5 protein-coding genes are annotated in these 7,665 nt (G+C 76.2%); 1 reads left to right on the top strand and 4 read right to left on the bottom strand.

Going from position 1 to position 7,665, the window contains the following annotated elements; genetic code table 11:
- From E1265_RS30050 to E1265_RS30035, 4 genes are all read right to left on the bottom strand, one after another.
- The coding region (locus tag E1265_RS30050; RefSeq protein WP_243741213.1) for an N-6 DNA methylase at positions 1–1,241 on the bottom strand (1,241 nt) is incomplete at its 3' end.
- A 989-nt stretch (positions 1,242–2,230) separates the two neighbouring features.
- Positions 2,231–3,556, bottom strand: a complete 1,326-nt coding sequence (locus tag E1265_RS30045) for a carboxyl transferase domain-containing protein (RefSeq protein WP_132934139.1) — start codon at positions 3,554–3,556, stop codon at positions 2,231–2,233.
- Positions 3,549–5,003 carry an acyl-CoA synthetase gene (locus E1265_RS30040; protein WP_132934138.1) on the bottom strand — a complete coding sequence of 485 codons (1,455 nt, stop codon included), beginning with the start codon at positions 5,001–5,003 and terminating at the stop codon, positions 3,549–3,551. The genes E1265_RS30045 and E1265_RS30040 overlap by 8 nt, the downstream gene beginning before the upstream one ends.
- 32 nt (positions 5,004–5,035) lie before the next feature.
- Complete coding sequence (locus E1265_RS30035) at positions 5,036–6,283, bottom strand: SLC13 family permease (protein WP_132934137.1); 1,248 nt, start codon at positions 6,281–6,283, stop codon at positions 5,036–5,038.
- Positions 6,284–6,452: 169 nt separating this feature from the next.
- On the opposite strand from E1265_RS30035, the gene E1265_RS30030 reads away from it, so the two are divergent.
- Positions 6,453–7,196, top strand: coding sequence for a FadR/GntR family transcriptional regulator (locus E1265_RS30030; RefSeq protein WP_132934136.1), 744 nt, complete (start codon positions 6,453–6,455; stop codon positions 7,194–7,196).
- The last annotated feature ends 469 nt before the right edge of the window (positions 7,197–7,665 follow it).

Raw genomic sequence — 7,665 nt, 5'->3', positions numbered from 1 at the left:
GGCAGGTGGCGGGCGGGGGCCAGGTCGACCTCGTCGTCCAGCAGGTCGATGACGGGCAGCGCGCGGTGCACGCCGGGGCGCTCGGGGAGGTCGCCCGAGCGGTCGAAGTCGTGCCAGGCGTCGAGGACGGTGTGACGCAGCGCCGGCCAGTCCAGTCCCGCGCGGCCCTGGGCGCGGTGCGCGGTGGCGGTGTCGACGACGAGCAGCCGCGGGTTCTGGACGGCGCCGGGCTCGGCGCCTGGCCTGCGCAGCACCCACAGGTGGAGCGGCAGGGCGTGCGGCGGGGCCGCGCCGGCCGGCAGCGCGATCACGGCGCGGAGCGCGCCGCGGCGCAGCAGGGTCGCGCGGACCCGCCGCCCGGTGCGGCGCGAGGCGGCGGCGGGCGGCATCAGCAGCACGGCGGTGCCGCCGGGCCTGAGCTTGGCCAGGGCGTGCTGCACCCAGGCGAGCTCGGACTCGGCGCGGGCCGGCAGGCCGTACTCCCAGCGGGGGTCGTAGGTGAGCTCGTCGTGGCCCCAGTGGCGCTCGTTGAACGGCGGGTGGCACAGCACGGCGTCGACGGAGAGCCGGGGGAAGGCGTCGGCGAGCAGGCTGTCGCCGGCCCTGATGTGGACGGTGGCGGTGCCGCGCAGGGCGAGGCGCAGGCCGCCGAGGCGGGCGAGCGCGTGGTCGGTCTCCTGGCCGTAGAGCTCGACGGGCCAGCTGCCGTCGGCGTGGGCGCGGGCTGCGGCCAGCAGGGTGCAGGGGCCGCAGGCCGGGTCGAGCACGGAGTCCGCCGGGCCGGCGATGGCCGCCATCAGGGCGGCGGTCTCGGGCGGGGTGAGAGTGAGTTGGCGGGCGGCGGCGTCGAGGTGGCGGCCGAGCAGGAACTCGTAGGCGCCTGCCGGGCCGAGCTCGGCGGCGAGCGTGGCGGTGGCGGTGGCGAACGGCTCGCCCTCGGACGGGGCGGTCGCGCCGCGCGCCAGCAGCTGCTCGCCGGCCCGGCCGAGCGCGTCGGCCGGGCCCTCCCGGTCCGACTCGACGAGCTGCCACAGCCGCTCCCTGACCGGGACCTCGGCGAGCTTCCCCTGGTCGCGCAGCCAGCGCTCGACCTCGCGGAGCGAGAAGGTGGGACTGCTCTCGCTGCCGCCGACCGGGCGCGGGAAGTCCTCGTACCGGCGCCGCCAGTTGCTCACGGCGGCGCGCCCGACGCCGGCCAGTCTCGCGATCCCCGCGGCGGTGACCTCGTTGTTCTCCCCCACCTGTCGGCCTCCCATCGGTCCCCTGCCGTTTCCCTGACCTTACCGAGGCTCGGGGTCCACATCGAGTTTTTCGTTGCGCCAGACCGACCGACGATTCGCCTGTTGACTGGATTCACAAGCCATGGTCTGATTGCCACACCGGCCCACAGGGCCTGGTGGGGCGTCCGGCACCGGTGAGGGGTTCCGGTGCCGGCGCCTCGCCGGCGGGGCCAAGCGACCCGCCTGCGGCGCCAAGCCGCGGCGTTGCGCCGCACCGGCGCTGCGCGCCGGACGGCCAACGCGACATGCGCGGTGCCCCGGGCTCATCCCCGTACCGAGCGGGACGGGCCCGGGGCGACGCGCCTGCGGCGCGCTCAGCCACACGGCGACCCGCCCAGGCGCGGACCCGCCCGCGACATGCCTGCGGCGCTCAGCCGCGGCGTCGCCGGTCGCAGGGCACGCGGAACTGCCGCCTGGTGGGTGCCTGCCGGCCACAGCGGGTCGGCCGCACGCCGCCCGCAGCACCACCGGACCGGCCCCAACGCCGCGCGCCGGACGGCCGCGGCGCGGCGCGCAGCGCCTGCGGCGCGCACGCCCGCCAGCACGACGCCGCGGACCGCGATCACGGCGCGCCCTGGACCGGCCCCGGCGCCGCGCGGAAAGCGCGGCGCGCAGCCGCACGCACCCTTCCCGCGAGCCAACCGCGGCGCGCCCGCGAACACCCAGCCCGGCACCACCGGCGCCGCGTGGGAAGCCCGCCTCGCCGAGCCGCGCGACGGCGCGATGCGCTCGTGGCGCTCAGCCACCCGCCAGCGACGGCGCCCACGCCCGCCACGCGGAACAGCCGCAGCGCGGCGCGGGGCACCCGAGCCCACTCCGCGAGCAGAACGCAGCGTGCCCGCGACACCCAACTGGGCAGCGCCAGCGCCACACCGGCTCATACGTGCCGCGCCCGCGGTCGGGCCGGGCCGGGCCGGGACGCCAAGGGCGCGGCGCAGCCGCCCCGCATGTCACGTGATGCCGCGGAGCACACCGAGGGTGATGAGGTCCTGGGGGCGGAGGCGGAGTTCGTTCGCGGTGGGTTCGGCGGCGGCCGGACCGCGTTTGAGGATGGCGGCCGCCGACTCGGGGTTGATGACGGCGAAGTAGCTGTCGGGCGTGGCCCACGTGTTGCCCGGCGCGGCCAGCGCCAACGCTCCGCCGGAGCCGCCCTCGCCGATCAGCAAAGAGGTCACCGGCACCGGGGAGGTCGCCACGGCCGCGAAGAGGTCGGCGATGGCCGGGCCGGCGCCGGCCCGTTCGGCCGCCGCGTCGTTGGCCGCGCCCGGCGTGTCGATCAGGGTCAGGACGGGGATGCCGAGCCGGCCGGCCAAGCGGACCAGGCGGGCCGCGGTGCGGTAACCGGCCGGCGTGGTCCTCGTGCCGCACTGGGCCGCGTAGGCGATGGTCCGGCCGGCCCGGCGGCCGAAGCCGGCCAGCAGGCCGGCGTCCACGCCGCCGCAGCGGTCCCCGCTGATGGGGGCGCGCGTCTCGAAGTACGCGTCCAGGTACTGCGGCGCGCGCGGGCGCGTCGCAGCGCGCGCGCCCAGGACGGCTGCCCAGCCGGTCTCGGGCGGTGCGCCGGCGCCGAGCGCCGCGGGGGGATCGGCCGGCTCCGCCGAGGGAGAGGTGAGAAGGGTCAGGTAGCGGCCGAGCGTGGCGGCTAGTTCCTCGGGTTCGACGATCGCGTCGAGGTGGCCGGCGGCCAGCTGCGCCTCGGCCGTGTACGCCGCCGGGTCGGCGCCCGCCGGCCGCACCCGGGAACCGGCGAAGCCGATCTGCGCGCCTGGCAGCCCGAGGATGACGTCGGCGCCGGCGCCGAGCGTCGCCCAGCCGCCGCCCGTGGTCGGGTCCCTCGCCACCGCGAGCTGCGGCAGCCCGGCCGCCCTGGTGAGCGCCGACTCGTGGGCCACCCGCTGGAGTTGGGACAGCGCCCGCATGCCCTCCTGCATCCGGCTGCCGCCGGTGGCGATCAACGAGACGACCGGCAACCGCCGTCCCCTGGCCGCCGCGTGCGCGGCCGCGAGCCGGTCGCCGGTGCGTTGGCCGAGCGAGCCGCCGAGGAAGCCGAACTCGAAGGAGACGGCCACCGCCTCCCGGCCGCCGATCCTGGCGATCCCGCAGACCACCGACTCGGTCTCGCCGGTGGCGGCGGTCGCCCGCGCCCTGGCCTCGTCGTAGCCGGGCCAGCCGAGCGGTCCATCGGGCGGCGCCGGCGGCCCTTCCGGCTCGGGCAGTTCGTCGAAGGTGTCCGCGACGGCCGCCAGCGCGGCCCTGGCCGTCAGCCGCTCACTCATGGGACCCGAGGGCGCGCTTCATGATCTTGCCCATCTCGTTGCGCGGCAGGCTGTCCATGAACCGCACGGTACGCGGTCGTTTGTGCGGGGACAGTTCGCGTGCCACGTGCTCGGCGAGCGCGTCGGCGGCCGGCGGGGCCGCCGGGTCGACCGGCACCACCCAGGCGACGATCCGCTCCCCGAGGTCGGGGTCCGGCTCGCCGGTGACGGCCGCCTCCCGCACCCCCGGGTGGTCGAGGAGCGCGTTCTCGACCTCGCCGGCACCGATCTTGTAGCCGCCGCTCTTGATCAGGTCGGTGGCCCGCCGGCCCACGATCCGCACCGCGCCGTCCGGCTCCCTGGCCGCCAGGTCGCCGGTGCGGAACCAGCCGCCGGGCGCGAACGCGGCGGCCGTGGCGTCGGGCCTGCCCAGATAGCCGGTGAACAGGCTCGGCCCGCGTAGCTGGATCTCGCCGACGGTCTCGCCGTCCCACGCGCCGAGCTCGGCGCCCGACTCGTCCACGAGCCGCAGCTCCATGCCGCGCAGCGGCAGGCCGACCGTGCCGGTGCGCGGCGGCCCACCGACCGGCACGGCCGTGGTGATCAGCGTCTCGGTCATGCCGTAGCGCTCGATCACCGGCCGGCCGGCGGCCGCCTCGATCCGCCGGTGGTCGGGCAGCGGCAGCGCCGCGGAGCCCGAGACCAGCAGCCGCGCCCCGGCCAGCGCCTTGGCCAGCGGCTCGTCGCCGGCCGCCAAGGCCTCCGCGATCCGGTGGTACATGGTCGGCACCCCGAACAGCACGGTGCCGCCGGCCGCCAGCTCACGCGCCACGCCGTCGGTGGTGAAGCGGCCGAGGTGCCGCAGGGCGCCGCCACGGCGCAGCGGGCCGAGCACGCCGAGGATCAGGCCGTGCACGTGGAACAGCGGCAGGGCGTGCACCAACACGTCGGCCTCGGTCCAGCGCCAGGCTTCGGCGAGGCCGTCCAGGGTGGCGGCCACCGCGCGGCGCGGCAACACGGCGCCCTTGGGCGGTCCCGTGGTGCCCGAGGTGTAGACGATCAGCGCGGGCGCCTCGTCGTCGGTCGGCTCGGCCGGCGGCGCCACGGGCGGCGCCGTCAGGTGGACGGCGCGGTGCGGCAACGCGGCGAGCGGCGCCGGTAGCTCGACGTCGGGCGCGGCCAGCACGAGCTCCGGCGCGCAGTCGGCGACGATGTGCGCCAGCTCGCGCTCGCCGCTCCTTGGGTTGAGCGGCACGGCCTCGACGCCGGCGAGCAGCGCCGCGACCACGCCCACCGCGGTCTCGGCGGTCGGCGTGGCCCAGACGGCGGTCCGCCGCCGCCCCGCGAGCTCGGCGGCCAGCGCGCCGGCGGCGCCGGCGAGGCGGGCGTAGGTGAGGTCGGGGCCCGTGCCGAAGCGCAGCGCCGGGCGGTCGGGGCCGGCGGCCAGGGCGGGGAACAGCGGCGGCATGCGGTGGCTCCTTCTCCGGTTCTCCGGGGTTGTCAGACGAGTTCGGGGGTCGCGACGAGGGCCAGCCAGACGGCGGGCGGCACGGCGGCCACGATGACGCCGCCGTAGACCATCAGCTGGCGGAAGAAGCGGTCGCGGTCGACGTCGGGCGCGGCGGCGAGCACCAGCGCGCCGTTGGTGGAGAAGGGGCTGACGTCCACCACGGTGGCCGAGACGGCGAGCGCGGCGATCATGCCGACCGCCCCGATCTCGCCCTGTAGCAGGAACGGCACGGCCAGCGGGATCAGCGCGCCCATGATGCCGACGGACGAGGCGAAGGCCGAGACGATGGCGCCGATGTAGCAGATCAGCACGGCGGCGAGCAGCGGGACGCCGATGTCGCTGACCGCGTTGCCGGCGTACTCGATGGTGCCCATCGCCTCCAGCACACCGACGTAGGTGAGCACGCCGCAGATCAGCAGCACGGTGGGCCAGGCGATCTGGGTCACGGCCTGCCGGCCGACCGCCGGCCAGGCCACGTTGAGCAGCACGGCGAGGGTGATCGCGGAGAGGCCGGCGTCGAGTTCGAAGACCAGCACGGCGACGACCAGGGCCACCAGCGCGAGCAGGGTGGCCGCCTTGGCCGGGTCGAGGCGGGCGGCCTCCCGGTCGCGCTCGTCGTCGGCCGTGGCCGCGCCGGTGAGTTTCAGGCCGCCGAAGAGGACGAAGACGACGCCGGCGATGAGGACGTTCACGACCAGGCTGGCGAAGAACAGGCCGAGTTCGCTGCCGGGCAGCCCCTCGCGGTCGACGATGCCGTTGACGATGGTGCCGTAGATGCTGATCGGCGAGAAGCCGCCGCCCTGGGCGCCGTGCACCACCATGGCGCCCATCAGCAGCGGGCTGATGCCGTAGCGGGCGGCGAAGCTGAGCGCGATGGGCGCGACGATCGCGACGGCGGCCGGGGAGAGCGCGCCGATGCCGGTGAGGATCGCGGTGATCGCGAACATCACCCAGGGGATCAGCGATATCCGGCCGCGGACGAGGCGGATCGCGGCGTGCACCACCCAGTCCGTGGTGCCGTTGGCGCGGGCGATGGCGAACAGGTAGGTCACGCCGACCAGCACCACGAACAGGTCGCCCGGGAACCCGGCGAAGATGCCGTCCGAGTCGAGGTCGGCGACCAGTTCCCCGACGCCGAAGGCGGCGGCGAAGGAGAGCACGCCCATGTTGATCGAGCGGGTGGTGGCGATCACGAAGACCACCACCAGGACGAGGATGGAGATGAGTTCGGGGGACAACGGGGGCTCCTCCCCTTCAGCTGCGGCCGCCATTGGCCGAGTGGCTGAACCACAGTGGAGCGGCCGGAATGCACCGTCAAGGCCCCTGGCGAAATTGGTTCAGCCACTCGTCCTCTCGGCTCCTCTCGGCGGTGCGCTACCCTGCGAGCAGCAGGTGGGAGGGGCAGCGATGTCCGAGGCACTACGGCCGATGTCGAGGCCGCGTCTGTACGAGCAGGTCGTCGACCGGCTGCGGAGCTACGTCGGCGAGGCCGGCCTGCGGGCCGGCGACCGGCTGCCGGCTGAGCGCGACCTCGCGCAGCGCCTCGGGGTGAGCCGGGCGTCGGTCAAGCAGGCGATCGTCGTGCTCGAGGTGCAGGGCCTGGTCGAGGTCAGACACGGCGGCGGCACCTACCTGCGGCGCGACAGCCTGGACGCCGAGCCGGTGGAGCGCCTCGTCGAGCGGCGGCGCCGGCTGCCGGACGTGCTCGAGGCGCGGGAGGCGCTGGAGACCAAGCTGGCCGAGCTGGCCGCCGAGCGGCGCACGGCCGAGGACCTGGCGGCGCTGCGGGCGGCGCTCGACCACATGTCCGAGGAGATCGGCGCCGGCGGGGACGGCGTGGAGGGCGACCGCCGCTTCCACGAGGCGGTCACGGCGGCGGCGCACAGCGGGCTGCTGGCCGAGTTCATGCGGTCCATCGCGGAGCAGATCGCGGAGAGCCGCACCGAGTCCCTACGTCAACCGGGCCGCCCCGCACGCTCGTTGGCCCAGCACCGGGCGATCCTCGAAGCGATCGAGTCCGCCCACCCGAAGGCGGCCGCCGCGGCGATGCGCCGCCACGTCCGCACGGTCGCCAAGGTCCGCCTCCTCACCTGGGAACCGGACCGGCCTGCCGGCCTACCAGTCCGAAGGACCGGCACCCCCGACGCCTAGGTCCTGTCCTGTCGATCTTGTCGGATCAGCCCGCGGCGTCAGACGCGGTGCATCGCAAGGCGCCGGATCACAGCTCATACTTGGCCGTACTCGCGCGATTCGGTAACGCAGCGAGGTGCCGTGTATGGCGTCGCGGGCCCGGCAAGACCGGCAGGACAGGGACTAAACCCGGCAACCCGAGTGTCCGCCCTACCAGGTCGGCCTGCCGGCCGCGCACGGCGCGCCGCCGCTCGCCGCAGCCCGGGCCGCGCAGCGGTCGGGGAGCCAGCGCGTGGCCGGGCACGAAGGACCGGCCCTTCGGACCGGAAGGCCGGCAGGCCGGCCGCGCACGGCGCGCCGCCGCTCGCCGCAGCCCGGGCCGCGCAGCGGTCGGGGAGCCAGCGCGTGGCCGGGCACGAAGGACCGGCCCTTCGGACCGGAAGGCCGGGCGCGTCGGGAGGTTACCTCCGGAGGAACCACGCTGAGAGGG

It is taken from the genome of Streptomyces sp. 8K308, from assembly GCF_004348315.1.
Taxonomy (GTDB): Bacteria; Actinomycetota; Actinomycetes; order Streptomycetales; family Streptomycetaceae; genus Streptomyces.
The sequence above is the reverse complement of the archived record's forward strand: the minus strand, read 5'-3'. Positions and strand labels throughout refer to the sequence as shown.